The following is a 19,044-nucleotide window of genomic DNA, read 5'->3' as shown; positions in this document are numbered from 1 at the left end:
GTCAATAATCATCGAGCGAAATTATATGATCCCGGAAAAACGCAGCATACGACGTATTCAGTCTGGCGGTTGTGCCATTCATTGCCAGGATTGCAGCATCAGTCAATTGTGTATTCCTTTCACGCTGAACGAGCACGAACTGGATCAGCTGGATAATATTATTGAACGCAAAAAGCCCATTCAGAAAGGCCAGACGCTGTTCAAAGCCGGTGATGAACTGAAATCCCTTTACGCTATCCGTTCCGGCACCATCAAAAGCTACACCATCACCGAGCAAGGTGATGAGCAAATTACTGGCTTCCATCTGGCGGGTGATTTGGTCGGTTTTGACGCCATTGTCGGTGCGAAACATCCGAGCTTTGCTCAGGCGCTGGAAACGGCGATGGTATGTGAAATCCCCTTCGAAACGCTGGACGATCTCTCCGGTAAAATGCCTGCGCTGCGTCAGCAGATGATGCGTCTGATGAGCGGTGAAATTAAAGGCGATCAGGATATGATTCTGTTGCTGTCGAAGAAAAATGCGGAAGAGCGCCTGGCAGCTTTCGTGTGGAATTTGTCCCGTCGTTTTGGTCAACGTGGCTTCTCCCAGCGTGAGTTCCGCCTCACTATGACGCGCGGCGACATTGGTAACTATCTGGGACTAACCGTAGAAACCATCAGCCGTCTGCTCGGTCGCTTCCAGAAAAGTGGCATGTTGGCCGTAAAAGGCAAATATATCACCATTGAGAACCATGCTTTACTGGCAGAATTAGCGGGCCAGACTGAACAAGCCGCATGATTCTTTGCCGGGTCTGTAAAAGTTATTTTATTGATCCGGCAACAACTTTTCCTCTTCTGCCCTGCACAAACTTAGGCTATCTTTAATCCAACTTGCTTTGGTTTAGGAGATCGGCTTATGTCCCGGTACCAAAATATTCTGGTCGCTATTGATCCCCAACAGGATGACCAGCCCGCGCTGCGCCGTGCGGTTTATCTGAATCAACGTATTGGCGGAAAAATCAAAGCTTTCCTGCCTATCTACGACTTCTCCTACGAAATGACGACGTTACTGTCACCCGATGAGCGCTCAAACATGCGCAAGGGAGTGATTAGCCAACGCACGGAGTGGATTCGCCAGCAGGCTCACGCGTATCTGGAAGCCGGGGTGGAAATTGAGATCAAGGTGGTTTGGCATAACCGGCCTTACGAAGCCATCATTCAGGAAATTCTGGCGCATCAGCACGATTTGGTGCTGAAAATGGCACACCAGCACGACCGCCTGGAAGCGGTAATTTTCACGCCTACGGATTGGCATCTACTGCGTAAATGCCCTTGCCCGGTCTGGATGGTAAAAGATCAGGCCTGGCCTGAGGGTGGTAAAGCCGTGGTGGCGGTTAATCTGGCGAGCGAAGAACCGCATCATGACGAACTCAACCAGAAACTGATTCGTGAAACCACACTGCTCGCCGAGATGGTTAACCATACTGAAGTGCATTTAGTGGGCGCCTACCCGATTACCCCCATTAATATTGCCATCGAATTACCGGACTTTGATCCCAGCGTCTACAACGACGCCATTCGTGGCCAGCACTTGGTGGCCATGAAAGCGCTACGGCAAAAGTTCTCCATCAGTGAAGAGTTCACCCACGTGGCGAAAGGCTTACCTGAGGAGGTGATTCCGGATATCGCATCGCATCTTGATGCCGGCATCGTGGTGTTGGGCACCATTGGTCGCACCGGTCTTTCTGCGGCGTTCCTCGGTAACACGGCTGAACAGGTTATCGATCATTTGCGCTGTGATTTGCTGGCGATCAAGCCGGACGATTTCAAATCGCCGATTGAGTACGATGATGAAGAAGATGAAGACGATTAATTAAACCAGGGCGGTCCACAATGGCCGCCTTGGTTATTACGTTCAGGGCGGTGACTCACATCACCGCCCTGCTTTATTACAGCGCCCGCAGAATACCTTCGACGCTGGCTTTGGCGTCACCAAACAACATCTGCGTATTATCTTTAAAGAACAGTGGATTTTGCACGCCGGCATATCCCGTGCTCATTGAACGTTTAAACACAATGACGTTCTGCGCTTTCCACACTTCCAGCACTGGCATGCCAGCAATTGGGCTGCGAGGATCTTCCAGCGCTGCCGGGTTAACGGTGTCGTTCGCGCCGATCACTAAAACAGTATCAGTGTCGCTAAAGTCATCGTTTATTTCGTCCATTTCCAGCACCACATCGTACGGCACTTTAGCTTCCGCCAGCAGAACGTTCATGTGGCCAGGCAGACGACCGGCAACCGGGTGAATACCAAAGCGAACTTTGATGCCACGCGCGCGCAGCTTCTCAGTAATTTCAGCAACTGGATACTGCGCCTGCGCCACTGCCATACCATAACCCGGGGTGATGATCACCGAAGAGGAGGCCTTTAGCATTTCAGCCGTTTCTTCTGCAGTGATTTCACGGTGTTCACCCGCTTCTTCGCTTTCACCACCCACACTTACATCGGTGCCAAAACCACCTGCAATCACGCTGATAAATGAACGATTCATCGCTTTACACATGATGTATGAGAGGATGGCCCCCGAAGAACCCACCAGCGCACCGGTCACGATCAGCAAGTCGTTGCTCAGCATGAAGCCTGCCGCCGCTGCCGCCCAACCCGAGTAAGAGTTGAGCATGGAGACAACAACCGGCATATCGGCACCGCCAATCGAAGCCACCAAATGCCAGCCAAATACCAGCGCAATGAGGGTCATCAGCAGCAGCGCGAACACTTGAGCACCGGTGCTATTGGTCTGCACAAACCACAGCATCAGCAGGAAAGAGACCACCAGCGCGGCGAGGTTCATCTTATGGCGATGCGGTAACATCAGCGCCGAAGAGGAGATCTTCCCGCGCAGTTTGCCAAATGCCACCAGCGAACCGGTAAAGGTCACGGCACCGATGAAGATGCCAAGAAACACCTCGGTGAGATGGATATTTTCCATCACCGGCGCCAGGCCCGGTGCATGATCGATGTAACTATTAAAGCCCACCAACACCGCAGCCAAACCGACAAAGCTGTGTAGAATGGCCACCAGCTCAGGCATTTCAGTCATTTCGACTTTCTTCGCCAGACGCAAACCAATCGCACCACCGATGACCATCGCCACGATAATCCAGGCAACGTTACCGGTATGAGGGCCAAAAATAGTTGCGAGCAGCGCAATCGCCATGCCGCTCATGCCAAAAATATTACCCTGCTTAGAGGTCTCGTGCTTCGAGAGACCCGCAAGGCTGCAAATAAACAGAATCGCGGCAACAATATATGCTGCAGTAACTAATCCGCCAGACATGTTGCTACCCCTTAATTCTTACGAAACATTTTCAGCATGCGCTGGGTGACGGTGAAACCACCGAAAATATTGATGCTGGCAATCAGCACGGCAATAAAGGACAGGAATGTTACCCATCCGCCATGACCCATCTGCAGCACCGCACCCACCACAATAATGCCGGAAATGGCGTTGGTGACGGCCATCAACGGCGTGTGTAAAGCGTGACTTACGTTCCACACCACGTAATAGCCAACCACGCATGAGAGCGCAAAGACGGTGAAGTGTGACAAGAAGTCAGGTGGCGCCACATTCGCCAGGCAGGCAAACAGCACCACCGCCAGCGCCAGTAGCAGATACTTGCGCCACGGTGAAACCGGTTTGGCTTCTTCCTTCGGCAGCGGTTGTGCAGCTGGTTGCGCTTTTGGCGCCGCCGAAACCTGAATCGGCGGCGCCGGCCAGGTGACTTCGCCATCACGAATCACCGTCACGCCGCGCACTACCACGTCTTCAAAATCAACGGTGATTTCGCCGTTTTTCTCTTTACACAATAATTTCAGTAGGTTGACGAGATTGGTGCCGTACAGCTGGGAGGATTGCGTTGGCAAACGGCTAGGCAAATCGGTATAGCCGATAATCTTCACGCCATTGCTGGTTAGCGTCACCTGATCGGCAACGGTCAATTCACAGTTACCGCCGGTTTGCGCGGCCAGATCGACAATCACGCTGCCTGGTTTCATACTGGCCACCATTTCTGCGGTAATCAGCTTTGGTGCTGGACGTCCTGGAATCAGCGCGGTGGTGACAATAATATCGACTTCTTTCGCCTGCGCCGCAAACAGTTCCATCTCCGCCTTGATAAAGGCTTCAGACATCACTTTGGCATAACCGTCGCCGCTACCCGCTTCTTCTTCGAAGTCCAGCTCAAGGAACTCGGCGCCCATACTTTGCACCTGCTCTTTAACCTCCGGACGCGTATCGAAAGCACGCACAATGGCACCCAGGCTCCCCGCTGCACCGATGGCAGCAAGACCAGCCACGCCCGCACCGATGATCATCACTTTAGCTGGCGGTACTTTACCTGCCGCGGTGATTTGGCCGGTGAAGAAGCGACCGAACTCGTGGGCCGCTTCAACGATGGCGCGATAACCTGCGATGTTCGCCATTGAGCTGAGTGCATCAAGCGCCTGCGCGCGTGAAATACGCGGCACTGAATCCATTGCCATCACGGTAACGTTTCGCGCAGCCAGTTTTTCCAGCAGTGCAGGATTTTGCGCCGGCCAGATAAAGCTAACTAGCGTACTGCCCGCACGAGTCAGTTCGATCTCCTGATCGTCTGGCGCATTGACTTTTAATACGATGTCGGACTGCCACACATCGGTGCCATTGGCGAGGGTGGCACCGGCAGCTATGAAGCTCTCATCATCAAAACTGGCGCGCAGGCCGGCATTTTGTTCAACGGTTACGCTGAATCCCAGCTTGATCAGTTGCTCAACGGTCTTTGGCGTGGCGGCCACGCGTGACTCATTGGCTAACCGTTCTTTGGGTATTCCAATTAACATACTGTTTCCTTTCAATAATTAAAGGATGGAGTTCTGTAAGTGGCAAAAGCTCAAAAGCCGAAACAGTGTTTCAGCTTTTTATGAGCAAAATGCACAATGTAACAAAGTCTTTATAACCTACTGAAAATGTGAAGAGTGATCCACAGCGATAACGCGCACTTATGACATTCACACAAATATTCAGACGCAAAGAATGAATGCCATGGTTTGCCACTGCATTTGGAACGTATTAAAAAATATTCTGCTGCGCAAAATCGTGTCATGTCGAATTAAGTGTTTTTAAAAACCTTTATTTAACAATGCATTAACTGTATTAGCACTAAGTGTTACCAGATTAAGTGGTTATCTGTGCAAAAAAGGGGCTTAACAACAATAAATGACAGGCCAGCGAATAAGGTGCCGTTATTGTCAATCTGATGCGTATAAATTGGCTGAGACAGGCTGATTATTACATGCAATAATCAGCGGCTAATCTGTTATACATCAAGAGTCCAGCACGTTTTCGTACTCATTTTGCGTAAGGCGAAGGATCATTTTTATGAAGCTGAAGAACACTATTCTGGCGTCTACCTTGTTATCACTGCTGGCAGCAAATGCTTTCGCTGCTAAAGAGTTAACGCCAGATCAAGCGGCCGCGTTGAAACCATTCGAACGTATTAATATCAGCGGTCGTTTCAATGCCATTGGCGATGCAACAGATGCCATCTCTAAACAAGCCGATGCCAAAGGCGCTGACTCTTTCTATGTTCAGGGTATCAATGACAGCAACGGTAATGGCGGTAACTGGCGCGTAACGGCTGATCTGTACAAAGCCAATGCGCCGAAAGCGGATGACTCAACCAAATACCGCAGCTTCTCAGGCGTGAAAGAGCTGCCGAAAGCAGAAGCCTATCGCCTTGAGCCTTACGATACTGTGTCAGTCAACGGATTCTTCTCTAGCCAGCCGGATGTGAACGAAGCAATTGGTAAAGCGGCGAAAAATAAGGGCGCGGCCTCGTTCTTTATTGTGCGTCAGGTTGATGCCAATAACGGCGGCAATCAGTACGTCACCGCTTATGTGTATAAAGCCGATGCGCCAGAGCGTAAGGTGCAAAACACATCAGACTCCATCCCTGCTGATTCAGAAGCCGGTAAAGCCGCGTTGGCCGCCGGTGGCACCGCAGCGACGAAAGTGGCAATCCCGGGAGTCGCCTCTTCTGAGACGCCGAGCCGTAATGTGGGTCGTTTCTTCGAAACCCAAAGTTCAACCGGTCAACGTTATACGGTGAAAACCGCGGATGGTCGCAGCGTACAGGAAGTTAATGCTATTACCGCTGCTCAGATGCAGCCGTTCGATACCATTACTTTCTCCGATCACTTCGGTACACCAACTGAAATATCTGAAGCGGTTGGCAAACGTGCCGTTGAGAAAGGTGCGAAGTACTATCACATCACACGTCAATGGCAGAACCAGAGCGGTGGCAACCTCACCGTCACCGCCGATCTCTTCAAGTAATTTCTCTCAAGGGCGACGTCTGTCGCCCTTCTCTGTCGTTTGCATAATCTCTGCGCAGATTTGCATATTCTTGCATTGCCTTACCTGCCTGCTCTCCGTAAAATCTGCCGCCTGTTTTCAGGTGATTCCGTTCTAAAGTTGGCAAAACACCCTGCAACACGCCAACGGAATGACCACCACCCAGCATACTCTGCTGCTTAGGATGGGCGTTTTGGATAAAAAATTAGGTCTTAGCGCGCTCACCGCGTTGGTACTCAGCTCAATGCTCGGCGCTGGCGTTTTCAGCTTGCCGCAAAATATGGCTGCGGTTGCGGGCCCGGCAGCACTGCTGATCGGCTGGCTCATCACCGGCGTTGGCATCATCTTCCTGTCGCTTGCCATGCTATTACTCACGCGGCTGAAACCTGAACTGGATGGCGGTATTTTTACCTACGCACGCGCGGGTTTTGGCGAGCTGATGGGCTTTTGCTCAGCGTGGGGATATTGGCTGTGTGCGGTAATCGCTAACGTCTCCTATCTGGTGATCGTCTTCTCCGCGCTAAGTTTCTTTACCGATACCCCCGATCGCGTGGTATTCGGCGATGGAAATACGTGGCAGGCCATGCTCGGCGCCTCTGTGCTGCTATGGCTGGTGCATTGTCTGGTATTGCGCGGTGTACAGACTGCGGCCAGCATTAACCTGCTCGCGACATTAGGAAAATTAGTGCCGTTATTGCTGTTCGTGGTATTGGCATTGCTGGCATTTAATTACGATCGCTTCCGCTTTGATTTTAGCGGCGTAGAACTCGGTCAGCCGCTTTGGCAGCAGGTGAAGCAAACCATGCTGATCACACTGTGGGTGTTTATTGGGGTTGAAGGTGCGGTGGTAGTATCCGCGCGCGCGCGCAATAAAAAAGATGTGGGTCGCGCCACGCTAATGGCGGTGATTGCCGCGCTACTGGTTTATTTACTGGTGACGCTGCTGTCGCTGGGCGTGATACCGCGCGCCGAACTGGCGCAAATGCGCAATCCGTCGATGGCCGGCCTGATGAAGCATCTGCTGGGGCATTGGGGGGATGCGGTAATTGCGGTCGGTTTAATTATCTCGGTATGCGGCGCTTATCTGAGCTGGACGATAATGGCGGCCGAAGTGCCGTTCCTGGCGGCACAGCAGGGTGCGTTTCCACGCAGCATCGCACGTCAGAATCGTCACAATTCGCCGTCTGCCTCGCTATGGCTGACAAATGGCAGCGTGCAGGTTTGCCTGATCTTGATTGCCGCTACCGGTGCAGATTACAACACGCTACTTACCATCGCCTCGGAAATGATTCTGGTGCCTTATCTGTTGGTTGGTCTCTACTTAATTAAAATGGTGCGCGGCCAGAACAGGCCGCTGGCGATGTTCACCGGTCTTGGCGCCAGCGCGTATGGTATATGGTTGCTATATGCATCGGGCCCGCTGCATCTCTTACTTTCTGTGGTGCTGTATGCGCCTGGTCTGATGCTGTTCCTGTATGCACGACGCGGTGGCCGTGGTGACAAGGTATTGTCACAGCTGGAACGCATCGCGATCGTATTATTGATTGCAGCCGCTCTGCCCGCTACCTGGCAGCTGACGAATTAATGCGGTTGGATGGGAATTGAAACGCACAGCAGGTCATCCTGCTGTGTCAGGTTAAGCGGCTTACGGTATTCCTGATGAATAGCGTCAAGCTGCTCGGCTGACAAAGGATAAGGTAACTGAATATCGAAACGGCTGATGTGCTGCTGCTCGGCGAGCGTAATTAAACGCGCGATATTAATCTCATCGCTGACCTGCGTTGAAATGATTTGTAATGCTAAATCTTTGAGATGATCGTCGCTGGCCTGCAGATTATGCGTCGATTTACGCGTCACCATGCCAAAGATCGGCATTACGCCGTAAATGGCGTCAACAAAGCTCCAGCGTTTTTTGCAGGAAGCGGAGAGAAAATCACTGTAATTGAAGCAGATGCGATCACTGTATCCGGCTGAAGCCAGCTCTTTATCAGACACCCTCGCACTCCCCCTATTTTTCGTTACGGTTCCGAACCTTGCGCGACAACGCGCCGCTAATAATGGCACATTTCACGGTATACATACCAGTAAGGTAGGGATATTTCGTGCGGTAGCGTAGAGCTCAGGACCAGGAAAAGCTATGCTGCTGACATTCTTAGCCGCCACAGTGAATTATGAACAAAATCGTTTATGTGGAAGATGAGCCAGAGGTTGGCGAATTGATCGCCGCTTATCTTGGCCGCCACGATATAGAAGTGATTGTTGAAACCCGCGGTGACCGCGCCGAAGCGACCATTGCTGCGCACGATCCCGATTTAGTGATGCTTGATATCATGCTGCCCGGCAAAGATGGCATGACATTGTGCCGCGATCTCCGTGCCAGCTGGCAAGGTCCGATTGTGCTACTGACCTCGCTTGACAGCGACATGAACCACATTTTGTCGCTGGAAATGGGCGCAAACGACTACATTCTGAAAACAACGCCACCGGCGGTGTTGCTGGCGCGTCTGCGCCTACATCTCCGCCAGGCGCAGGTTGGTCAACCCGAAGTGACGCCGGCCATACAAAGCTCACAGCGCGTACTGCGCTTTGGCTCATTGACCATCGATTCCCTCAATCGCCAGGTTACGCTATTTGATGAGAATATCATTCTCTCCACCGCCGATTTCGATCTGTTATGGGAACTGGCCAATCACGCAGGACAAATTCTCAATCGCGACGCGCTGCTGAAAACCCTGCGTGGCGTCAGTTACGACGGTATGGATCGCAGTATCGATGTGGCCATTTCGCGCCTGCGCAAAAAGTTATACGACAGCGCCACCGAGCCGTTTCGCATCAAAACGATTCGTAACAAAGGCTATCTGTTCGCGCCGCAGGCCTGGGATACCCGTTCCGCATGAGAAAGCTCTTTATTCAGTTCTATTTGCTGCTGTTCGTCTGTTTTCTGGTGATGACGCTGCTGGTTGGCCTAGTGTACAAATTCACCGCCGAACGCGCCGGTCGCCAATCAATGAATGATCTCATGGCCAGCTCGCTGTTTTTGATGCGCAGCGAACTGCGTGAGATCCCACCGCGCGACTGGGGTAAAACCATTCGTAGCCTCGATCTCGATCTGTCATTCGACCTGAATATCGAACCGATGAGTAAATATCAGCTGGGTGAAGCCGATATGAAGCGCCTGCGCGCCGGGGAAATTGTGGCGATCGACGATCAATACACTTTTCTGCAGCACATTCCGCGCAGCCATTACGTACTTTCCGTTGGCCCTATTCCCTACCTGTTTTATCTGCACCAGATGCGTATTCTGGATATTGCGCTGCTGGCATTTATTGGCATGTCGCTGGCGCTGCCGGTATTTATCTGGCTGCGTCCACACTGGCAAGAGATGCAGCGGCTGGAAAAAGCCGCTCAGCGGTTTGGTCGCGGCGAGCTGGATGTGCGCACCCATTTTGAAAGCACCTCTAGCCTGCACAGTCTGGGCGTGGCCTTCAACCAAATGGCCGATAATATCAACACGCTAGTGGCCAGTAAGAAGCAGCTGATCGACGGCATCGCCCACGAACTGCGCACGCCGCTGGTGCGCCTGCGTTACCGGCTGGAGATGAGCGATAATCTCACCGAAGCGGAATCCGCGGCGCTGAATCGTGACGTTGGACAGTTGGAGAGTTTGATTGAAGAACTACTGACCTATGCGCGTCTTGATCGTCCGCGCGTCGATCTCAATCTGCAGACCTTTGATCTCGCTCAATGGCTGCGCGTGCATATCGAAGATGTGCAAACCATGAACCCGCAGGCGCAGATCGCACTCGACATCCCACAGCTCCAGAACGTCGGTAGCGCGGATACCCGCCTGATGGAGCGCGTGCTGGATAACCTGGTGAATAACGCCCTGCGCTATGCGCAACAACGGCTACGCGTCAGTTTGTGGTTTGACGGTGCGATTGGCTGTTTACAGGTGGAAGACGATGGCCCGGGCATTCCGCAAGAAGAACGCGCCCGCGTGTTCGAACCTTTCGTACGCCTCGATCCCAGCCGCGACCGCGCCACCGGCGGATGCGGTTTGGGCCTGGCGATCGTGCACTCTATCGCGTTGGCAATGCAGGGAAATGTCTCTATCGAGAGCAGCCCGTTAGGCGGCGCCAGCGTTCGCTTTTGCTGGCCGGTTGATCTACCCTTGCGGGACATTGCACCACGCTTACCGTCATAAGGAGCTTTTTACGTGACTTCAGCTTATCAAGAACTTAGCCGCACATTTCAGCGTCTTTCTCGCTTTGGTCACTTAGGTGCCATTGCAGGTGTCGATATGCAGACCACCATGCCGCCGGGCGGCAGCCAGGCCCGCGGTGAAGCGATGGCCGAGCTGAGCGTGTTCATGCACGAAGTGCTTACCGATAAACGTCTCGGTGGATTATTCGATGCGGCGCAGCAGGAATCGCTCAACGACGTTGAGCAAGTGAACTTGAATGAGATGCAGCGTGCATGGCAGCAGGCCACGCTATTACCGGCAGCGCTGGTTGAAGCCAAATCGCTCGCTGGCTCTCGCTGCGAACATGCATGGCGCCAGCAGCGGCCTGCGAATGATTGGCAAGGTTTCTCTGTCAATCTAAAGGAAGTGGTAAAACTTAGCCGTGAAGAGGCGCAGTTACGCGCCGACGCGCTCGGTGTTTCGCGCTATGACGCGCTGCTGGATGTTTTTGAACCCGGCATGACCAGCGCGCAGCTGGATAAAACCTTTGGTGACTTGAAAACCTGGTTGCCCGATCTCTTGCAGAAAGCGGTTGCAAAACAGCAGCAAACGCCCACCGATCAGCCAGTGGGCCCTTTTGCCGTCGAATCGCAGAAGCAATTAGGCCTCAGCGTGATGAAGACGTTAGGTTTCGATTTCAATCACGGTCGCCTTGATGTCAGCGCGCATCCGTTCTGCGGTGGCGTACCCGAAGATGTGCGCATTACCACCCGCTATAACGAGAATGATTTTCTCAGCGCCATGATGGGTGTGATCCACGAGACAGGCCATGCGCGTTACGAGCAAAATCTTCCGCAACAGTGGCGCGGCCAGCCCGTCGCTCAGGCGCGTTCAACCGCCATCCATGAATCGCAAAGTCTGTTTATGGAGATGCAGCTTGGGCGTAGCAAAGCCTTCCTGCAGCACATCCATCCGCAGGTGGTGGCGCTGATGGGCGATCAGCCGGCGCTGGAGCTGCAAAACTTTATACGCCAGACGCAGCGTGTGAAGCCGGGCTTTATTCGCGTCGATGCGGATGAGCTGAGCTATCCAGCGCACGTGATTTTACGTTACGAAATTGAGCGCGCGTTAATTGAAGGCGAGATTGAAGTGGATGATATCCCAGCGCTATGGGACGAGAAGATGCAGCAATCGCTGGGCATTGACACACGCGGTAACTATCGCGATGGCTGCATGCAGGACATTCACTGGACCGACGGCGCGTTTGGCTATTTCCCAACGTATACGCTGGGAGCGATGTACGCCGCCCAGCTGTTCCAGGCGGTGAAGCGTGCTATTCCACAGGTCGAGACGTTAATTCAGCAAGGTGAGCTGCAGCCTGTGTTTGATTGGTTACAGCAGAACATTTGGCAGCATGGCAGCCGCTTCCCTACGCAACAGCTGCTGATCAATGCCACCGGCGAAGCGCTGAATCCGCACTATTTCCGCCAACATCTTGAACAACGCTATCTCTCTGCGTAAACTGCGCGGCGGCCATTAGGCCGCCCTTTTTTCCGCCTATAACCCGCTTTGTACAATCGGTTACACGCCGATACCAATGCCTCACGGAAAGCCTCAATTGTTTTTCATATAGTGTTTTCACCGGCCCCGCAGTGGGCTACACATGAAAAAATAGTTCGAGGATTTTGCAATGAAAAAATTATTTGCACTGGTGATCGCCGCTGCTATGGGTATGTCTTCTGTTGCTTTCGCTGCTGAGACTACAGCTGCTCCTGCAACTCCAGCGACTACTGCTGCTCCAGCGAAACACAAAGCAGTACATCATAAGAAACCTGCTGCTCAGAAAGCGCAGGCTGCTAAGAAGCACAAAAAAGTAGAGAAGAAAGCGCCAGCGGCACAGAAAGCTCAGGCTGCTAAAAAGCACCATAAAAAAGCCACCAAGCCGGCTGCACAGAAAGCCCAGGCTGCTAAAAAGCACCACAAAAAAGCAACCAAGCCAGCTGCACAGAAAGCCCAGGCTGCTAAAAAGCACCACAAAGCAACCAAGCCAGCTGCACAGAAAGCGCAGGCTGCTAAAAAGCACCACAAAAAAGTAACTAAACCTGCTGCGCAGAAAGCGCAGGCTGCTAAAAAGCACCATAAAGTGAAAAAAGCGGCTAAATAAGGTTGCCTTGTAGCGCCAACACCGCCTTAACGATTGACAACACCCGGTTATGCCGGGTGTTTATTTACTGGAGTAGCGAAAAATGGTGCGTCGCTATCGCTTCGAAATTATTCTGATTGTGATGATCCTCTGTGGCATAGTTGCAGCCAGCTTTTTTATCTAGTCGTTGTAGCGTGCTGATTACTCCAATATTTCTCCCTTTTTCATCGCTCACCGACTATAGTTATCGCTCAAGCGTGATGACAATAACCTCTACTTATTCTCGCCATTGAGAGAACTATGCGCCTGGCTACCCTTTTTCTTGTTGGTCTTTTCAGTTTCAACCTCGCAGCACATGCCGATGATGAAGATGGGCCAAGCCCGGAAGACATCAAAACGTTGTTCTTTGGTAAAGATAATCGCCAGGCGATACGCGACGTAAGTGCTGCGCCCTGGGATGCCATCGGTCAGTTAGAGACCGAAAGCGGCAATCTTTGTACCGCCACTTTGATTTCAGCCCATCTGGCATTGACTGCCGGCCACTGTTTGCTGGCGCCGCCGGGGAAATTTGATAAGCCGGTAGCGTTGCGCTTTATGGCCAGTGCGAAAGGTTGGCGTTATGAGATTCATGATATTGATGCGCGCGTAGAACCTTCGTTAGCACGCCGGTTGCAAGCTGACGGTGAAGGCTGGATCGTACCGCCAGCCGCCGCACCTTACGATTATGGGCTGGTTATTTTGCATAACCCACCGTCGGGTATTGTGCCGATTCCCCTGTTTGACGGCTCACGTGGTGATTTAACCGCCGCGCTCAAGACCACCGAGCGCAAAGTGACGCAGGCAGGTTACCCTGCCGATCATCTGGATACGCTCTATTCACACAGTGATTGTTTGATTACCGGTTGGGCGCAGCGTGCGGTGTTGTCGCATCAGTGCGATACCTTGCCGGGCGACAGCGGTTCACCGTTGCTGTTGAAAAATGGCGATGAGTGGCAGTTAATTGCGGTGCAGAGTTCGGCACCGGCACCGGCCGATCGTTATCGTGCCGATAACCGCGCGATTGCGGTGCCATCGTTTAAAGATAAGCTGGAAGAGTTGGCGCAGTAAGCTGCGGACGCTTTATTCCACTGCCCACCTTTTTCTCCTTAATGTGATATTGATGCCCGCATTGTAGGGTCGCCATTCATGGCGACCACCTCACATGCGAATCGCTTAACTCAGCTGCTCCATCGCCTGCAAAATACGCTTTTCCGAAATCGGATAAGGCGTACCCAGCTGCTGCGCGAAATAGCTAATCCTTAACTCTTCCAGCATCCAGCGAATCGCCTGCACTTCGGCATCATCCTGACGCTGCGGTGGCAATTTATTGCGCCAAATCTGCCATGCTTGTTCCACGGCCTGCACTTTCAACATCCGTGCGCGGTCGCTATGCGGATCAACCGGCAGTTTCTCCAGGCGTCGCTCAATACCCTGCAAATAACGTAGCGTATCGCTCAGATGCGACCAGCCGTTGCCGGTCACAAAACCGCGGTAGACCAAACCATTCATCTGCGCTTTGATATCGCCCAGCGCCAGCGCCAGCGACATATCCACACGTCCTTTCAGGAACTTATTGATATTGAATACGCACGTCAGAATCTGCTCAACCTGTTTGGCGATAGTGACAACGGTTTCATTCAGTTCAGCGCGCACTTTGTCGCGCAGCTGCTCAAAATTCTCCTGCTGCCACGCCGGACCGCCTGCCTCCGCCATCAGCTTATCCACGCCGCAGGCGATGCAGTCATCAATCAGCTCCAGCACTTTGCCATACGGGTTGAAGTACAAACCAAGCTTGGCTTTGTTCGGCAGCTTTTCGTGCAAATATTTCGTTGGTGATGGGATGTTCAGCAGCAGCAGACGACGCTGACCGCGCCACATCATTTTTTGCTGCTCTGCTTCGCTATCAAACAGGCGGATCGCCACGCTGTCTTTCTCATCGACCAGCGCAGGCCAGGCTTTAACCTGATAGCTACCGCGCTTCTGCTCATAACTTTGCGGTAAGTCGCCAAAGCTCCAGATATGCAAACCGCTCTGCTCTAAGCCATCGTCCGCCACTTTCGACAGCGTTTCTTGCACTTTGCCCTTCAGCAACAGCTTGAGCTGATGCAGATTTTTACCTTCCTGCAGCTTGCGATTATGTTCGTCAACGATACGGAACGTCATTTTCAGGTGCTCGGGCACCTGATCCCACTGCCAGGCGTCGCGGTCGATGGTGACGCCGGTCATGCGGCGGAATTCACGCTCCAGCGCATCCAGTAGCGGCTGCTCCATCGCGGTAACGCGGCCGAGGAATGCTTCAGCGTAGTTGGGCGCGGGTACCAGATTACGGCGCACCGGTTTCGGCAACGATTTAATCAGCGCAATCACCAGTTCACGGCGCACGCCCGGAATCTGCCATTCAAAATCCGTGTCTTCAATTTGGTTCAACAGCGGCAGCGGAATGTGCACCGTCACGCCATCGGCATCCGCGCCCGGCTCAAACTGGTAGCTCAGTTTGAGCTTCAGGTTGCCCTGATGCCAGAAGTTGGGGTAATCGAGCTGGCTGACTTTATCCGCACCGTCCTTGATCAGCATTTGCTTATCAAAGCTCAGCAGATCCGGATTCTCTTTGCTGGCCTGTTTCCACCAGCTATCGAAATGGCGCGCCGATACCACCTCGCTGCCAATGCGACGATCGTAGAAAGCGAACAGCGTTTCGTCATCAACCAGGATGTCACGACGGCGTGATTTGTGCTCAAGATCTTCAATTTCGTTACGCAGTTTCAGGTTATTGCGGAAGAACGCATGGCGCGTATGCCAATCGCCTTCCACCAGCGCATGACGGATAAACAACTCGCGGCTCAGCTGCGGATCGATACGGCTGTAGTTAACCTTGCGCGCCTGCACAATCGCCAGGCCATAGAGCGTCACTTTCTCCGTCGCCATGACCGCGCCCTGCGCTTTTTCCCAGTGCGGTTCACTGTAGCTGCGCTTGATCAGATGCTGCGCCAGCGGCTCGATCCACTCGGGATCGATACGCGCGGCAACGCGCCCCCACAAGCGGCTGGTTTCCACCAGTTCCGCCACCATGGTCCACTTCGGCGGCTTCTTAAACAGACCGGAACCCGGGAAGATGGAGAAGCGCGCGTTGCGAGCGCCAGTAAATTCCTGTTTCTCATTGTCTTTCTGACCAATGTGCGACAGCAAGCCGGTGAGCAAAGCACAGTGCACTTCGCGATAAGGCGCGGGTTCGCTATTGACCGGCATGCCTTGTTCCCGCACCACCTGACGCAGCTGAGTGTAGATATCCTGCCATTCGCGCACGCGCAAATAGTTAAGGAATTCGGTTTTACACAGGCGGCGGAAGTGATTGCTGGAGAGCGCTTTTTGCTGCTCCTGCAGGTAATTCCACAGGTTCACGAAGGCAAGGAAATCAGACTCTTTATCGGCAAAGCGGCGATGTTTCTCATCAGAGGCCTGCTGTTTGTCGGATGGACGCTCGCGCGGATCCTGTATCGACAGCGCGGCGGTGATGATCATCGCTTCACGCACGCAGCCAAATTTCTGTGCTTCCAACACCATGCGCGCCAGGCGCGGATCGACCGGCAGTTGTGCCAGCTGGCGACCCGAAGGCGTCAGCTTATAGGTTTCGTCTTCACTTAAGGTGATGGCACCGAGCTCTTCCAGCAGGCGCACGCCATCCTGAATGTTGCGTTTATCCGGCGCTTCCACAAATGGGAAGGCGGCAATATCACCCAGCCCCAGCGCCGTCATCTGCAGAATGACCGATGCGAGGTTGGTGCGCAGAATTTCCGGATCGGTAAATTCCGGGCGGCTAAGGAAATCATCCTCCGAGTAGAGACGAATACAGATCCCTTCGGACACGCGTCCGCAGCGGCCTTTTCGCTGGTTGGCGGAGGCCTGGGAAATCGGCTCAATCGGCAGGCGCTGCACTTTGGTGCGGAAGCTGTAGCGGCTGATACGCGCAGTGCCGGGATCGATAACATATTTGATGCCAGGCACGGTCAGCGAGGTTTCCGCCACGTTAGTGGCCAACACAATACGACGACCGCTGTGCGACTGGAACACGCGGTTTTGCTCGGCATTCGATAAACGCGCATACAGCGGCAGAATCTCGGTGTGCGGGATATCGCGCTTCATCAGCGCATCGGCGGTATCACGAATTTCACGCTCGCCGCTCATGAAGATCAGGATATCGCCGCGACTCTCCTGACCCAGCTCATCCACCGCATCAAAAATGGCCTGCAGCTGATCGCGATCGGTGTCCTCAGCGTCTTCCACCATCGGGCGATAGCGCACCTCTACCGGATAGGTACGTCCAGAAACTTCAATCACCGGCGCATTGTGGAAGTGACGTGAGAAACGCTGCGGATCGATGGTCGCCGAGGTGATGATCACCTTTAAATCGGGACGACGCGGCAGCAGTTCACGCAGATAGCCGAGCAGGAAATCGATGTTCAGGCTACGTTCGTGCGCTTCATCAATAATGATGGTGTCATATTGCAGCAACAGGCGATCCTGCTGGATCTCCGCCAGCAAAATACCGTCAGTCATCAGCTTAACCTGAGTGGTTTCGCTCACCTGATCGTTAAAGCGCACCTTGTAACCGATGGTGCCACCGAGTGACGTTTCCAGTTCGTCCGCGATGCGATTGGCCACGGTGCGTGCCGCCAGACGACGCGGCTGAGTATGACCAATCAGCCCTTTTACGCCGCGACCGAGCGCCAGACAAATTTTTGGCAGCTGGGTGGTTTTACCCGATCCGGTTTCACCGGCAACGATCACTACCTGATGCTCACGGATGGCATCGGCAATATCCTGCTGTTTCTGACTGACCGGCAGGTTTTCCGGAAAGGTAATGCGCGGCGTAGCGGCGGTGCGCTGGGCAATACGCTGCTCGGCAGCGGCAAATTCTGGCTCAAGTTCAGCCACAATGCCCCGCTGTGCGTCAGGATTTTTTACCTTCGCCGCACCTTGCAAACGTCGGCGCAGGCGTTGACCATCACGCAGCATCAGATTATCGAGCCGCGTCCAAAGGGAGGCTAAAGAAGTGGGTGCGGGTGATGACATAGCGATGAGTTACCTATTGTTGCAGCAAACCGGACACTTTCCCGGCGGATTCAAGCAATTAATGGTCGGCATCATAGCACAATCTGGAAAACCTGCCTGAACGCGACGTGCGAGCTTATTCAATTATTTCGAACATCGAGCTCGAAATATTGCGCTTTTACCGCACGGGCTTACTCCGTACAGTGTAAAGCATTGAGCGGTAAGCCAACCGCGTAACGCACAGGAAAATACCATGAGCAACGTTTTAGTTCTGAAATCAAGCATTCTGGCTGGTTATTCTCAGTCAAATCAACTGGCCGACTTCTACGCTGAAGAAGCACGTGGCAAAGGTGATTCGGTTACCGTTCGCGATCTGGCTGCTCAGCCAATTCCGGTACTGGATGGTGAGCTGGTTGGCGCACTGCGTCCGTCTGACGCGCCGCTGTCTCCGCGTCAGCAGGAAGCGCTGTCTCTGTCCGATGAACTGATTGCTGAACTGCAAGCCCATGACACCATCGTTATCGCGGCACCGATGTACAACTTCAACATTCCAACGCAGCTGAAAAACTACTTTGACCTGATTGCTCGTGCTGGCGTGACTTTCCGTTACACGGAAGCCGGCCCTGAAGGTCTGGTCACCGGTAAGCGTGCAGTGATCCTCTCCAGCCGCGGCGGCATCCATAAAGACACCGCCAGCGATCTGCTGACACCCTACGTGAAGCTGTTCCTTGGCTTTATCGGTATCACTGACGTGAACTTTGTGTTCGCGGAAGGCATTGCTTATGGTCCAGAAGTGGCGACCAAAGCGGCTAACGATGCGAAAGACGCCATCAAACAGATCGTGGCTGCATAATCCGTATTAAACCATAAATACCCGCCAATAACGGGTATCATGCCATCATCGCCGGGCCTGAGTGCCCGGCTTTTTTATACGTTCTATTTACGCAGCCACTGGCCATTGATACCGCGCACATACTCGCCGCTGCCCGCGCGGTTCACCAATTTTTCGCCGGCGATGCGTGCCACTTCGCTGGTATTGAGATTATTTTGCTGAGCGACACGTTGATACTGCTGCATCCGTCCATCGTTAATACGCTTGACCAGCGCGAGCGTCTCGTCGTCCTGCTGGCGTGCAGCCACATAACCGCTCAGCGTTTCCCCAACGCGCCCTTGCTGACGCGCTTCATCCAGCGTTAGCGCCCAGGCCGATGGCACGAGCAGCAGCGCGGCAATCAGGGCAATCCCCTTGCGTTTCATCA

General features: G+C 53.3%; 16 protein-coding genes. 11 read left to right on the top strand and 5 right to left on the bottom strand.

Annotated elements, in window-relative coordinates; genetic code table 11:
* The first annotated feature begins 25 nt into the window (after positions 1 to 25).
* Positions 26 to 778 (top strand): fumarate/nitrate reduction transcriptional regulator Fnr, encoded by a 753-nt coding sequence (gene fnr, locus AC07WB_RS09000; protein WP_097097399.1) that lies wholly within the window; start codon positions 26 to 28, stop codon positions 776 to 778.
* A 117-nt stretch (positions 779 to 895) separates the two neighbouring features.
* Complete coding sequence (gene uspE / locus AC07WB_RS08995; RefSeq protein ID WP_099686945.1) at positions 896 to 1,852, top strand: universal stress protein UspE; 957 nt, start codon at positions 896 to 898, stop codon at positions 1,850 to 1,852.
* A gap of 76 nt (positions 1,853 to 1,928) precedes the next feature.
* On the opposite strand, the gene pntB is transcribed toward uspE, so the two are convergent.
* Both pntB and pntA read right to left on the bottom strand, forming a co-directional pair.
* Entirely contained in the window at positions 1,929 to 3,317 is a 1,389-nt protein-coding gene (gene pntB / locus AC07WB_RS08990) for a Re/Si-specific NAD(P)(+) transhydrogenase subunit beta (RefSeq protein ID WP_494940352.1), read from the bottom strand.
* An 11-nt stretch (positions 3,318 to 3,328) separates the two neighbouring features.
* A complete protein-coding gene (gene pntA / locus AC07WB_RS08985; RefSeq protein ID WP_494940351.1) occupies positions 3,329 to 4,858 on the bottom strand; it encodes a Re/Si-specific NAD(P)(+) transhydrogenase subunit alpha in 1,530 nt (509 codons plus the stop codon).
* A gap of 538 nt (positions 4,859 to 5,396) precedes the next feature.
* Here pntA and ydgH point away from each other — a divergent pair.
* A complete protein-coding gene (gene ydgH / locus AC07WB_RS08980; protein ID WP_097097402.1) occupies positions 5,397 to 6,353 on the top strand; it encodes a DUF1471 family protein YdgH in 957 nt (318 codons plus the stop codon).
* 211 nt (positions 6,354 to 6,564) lie between these two features.
* Positions 6,565 to 7,956, top strand: coding sequence for an amino acid permease (locus AC07WB_RS08975; RefSeq protein ID WP_345829814.1), 1,392 nt, complete (start codon positions 6,565 to 6,567; stop codon positions 7,954 to 7,956).
* Here the strand turns inward: AC07WB_RS08975 and AC07WB_RS08970 are convergent.
* Positions 7,953 to 8,366, bottom strand: coding sequence for a hypothetical protein (locus AC07WB_RS08970; protein ID WP_097097403.1), 414 nt, complete (start codon positions 8,364 to 8,366; stop codon positions 7,953 to 7,955). The two genes, AC07WB_RS08975 and AC07WB_RS08970, sit on opposite strands and share 4 nt — an antisense overlap.
* Positions 8,367 to 8,542: 176 nt before the next feature.
* On the opposite strand from AC07WB_RS08970, the gene rstA reads away from it, so the two are divergent.
* The 6 genes from rstA (at position 8,543) to AC07WB_RS08940 (ending at position 13,804) form a co-directional block, all read left to right on the top strand.
* Positions 8,543 to 9,268 (top strand): two-component system response regulator RstA, encoded by a 726-nt coding sequence (gene rstA / locus AC07WB_RS08965; RefSeq protein ID WP_097097404.1) that lies wholly within the window; start codon positions 8,543 to 8,545, stop codon positions 9,266 to 9,268.
* Positions 9,265 to 10,575, top strand: coding sequence for a two-component system sensor histidine kinase RstB (rstB, locus tag AC07WB_RS08960; protein ID WP_097097405.1), 1,311 nt, complete (start codon positions 9,265 to 9,267; stop codon positions 10,573 to 10,575). Before rstA ends, rstB begins: the two co-directional genes overlap by 4 nt.
* A gap of 12 nt (positions 10,576 to 10,587) precedes the next feature.
* On the top strand, positions 10,588 to 12,075 hold the full coding sequence (locus AC07WB_RS08955; protein ID WP_097097406.1) for a carboxypeptidase M32: 1,488 nt from the start codon (positions 10,588 to 10,590) through the stop codon (positions 12,073 to 12,075).
* Between the two features lie 169 nt (positions 12,076 to 12,244).
* Positions 12,245 to 12,718, top strand: a complete 474-nt coding sequence (asr, locus tag AC07WB_RS08950; RefSeq protein WP_097097407.1) for an acid resistance repetitive basic protein Asr — start codon at positions 12,245 to 12,247, stop codon at positions 12,716 to 12,718.
* Between the two features lie 82 nt (positions 12,719 to 12,800).
* On the top strand, positions 12,801 to 12,881 hold the full coding sequence (gene ydgU, locus AC07WB_RS08945; RefSeq protein WP_455843913.1) for a small membrane protein YdgU: 81 nt from the start codon (positions 12,801 to 12,803) through the stop codon (positions 12,879 to 12,881).
* Positions 12,882 to 12,997: 116 nt separating this feature from the next.
* Positions 12,998 to 13,804, top strand: coding sequence for a trypsin-like serine peptidase (locus AC07WB_RS08940; RefSeq protein ID WP_097097408.1), 807 nt, complete (start codon positions 12,998 to 13,000; stop codon positions 13,802 to 13,804).
* A 105-nt stretch (positions 13,805 to 13,909) separates the two neighbouring features.
* On the opposite strand, the gene hrpA is transcribed toward AC07WB_RS08940, so the two are convergent.
* Positions 13,910 to 17,806: an ATP-dependent RNA helicase HrpA gene (gene hrpA, locus AC07WB_RS08935; RefSeq protein WP_494940350.1), complete on the bottom strand. Its 3,897-nt coding sequence runs from the start codon at positions 17,804 to 17,806 to the stop codon at positions 13,910 to 13,912.
* Between the two features lie 232 nt (positions 17,807 to 18,038).
* Between hrpA and azoR the strand changes: the two genes are divergently transcribed.
* On the top strand, positions 18,039 to 18,638 hold the full coding sequence (azoR, locus tag AC07WB_RS08930) for an FMN-dependent NADH-azoreductase (RefSeq protein WP_097097410.1): 600 nt from the start codon (positions 18,039 to 18,041) through the stop codon (positions 18,636 to 18,638).
* Positions 18,639 to 18,721: 83 nt separating this feature from the next.
* Here the strand turns inward: azoR and AC07WB_RS08925 are convergent, their stop codons facing one another.
* Positions 18,722 to 19,042 carry a YdbL family probable chaperone protein gene (locus AC07WB_RS08925; RefSeq protein ID WP_400457073.1) on the bottom strand — a complete coding sequence of 107 codons (321 nt, stop codon included), beginning with the start codon at positions 19,040 to 19,042 and terminating at the stop codon, positions 18,722 to 18,724.
* Positions 19,043 to 19,044: the final 2 nt, after the last annotated feature.

Source organism: Pantoea sp. GW821-FHT03E06 (assembly GCF_059420725.1).
Note: the sequence above shows the minus strand (reverse complement) of the source record. Positions and strands in the feature narration are given on the sequence as shown.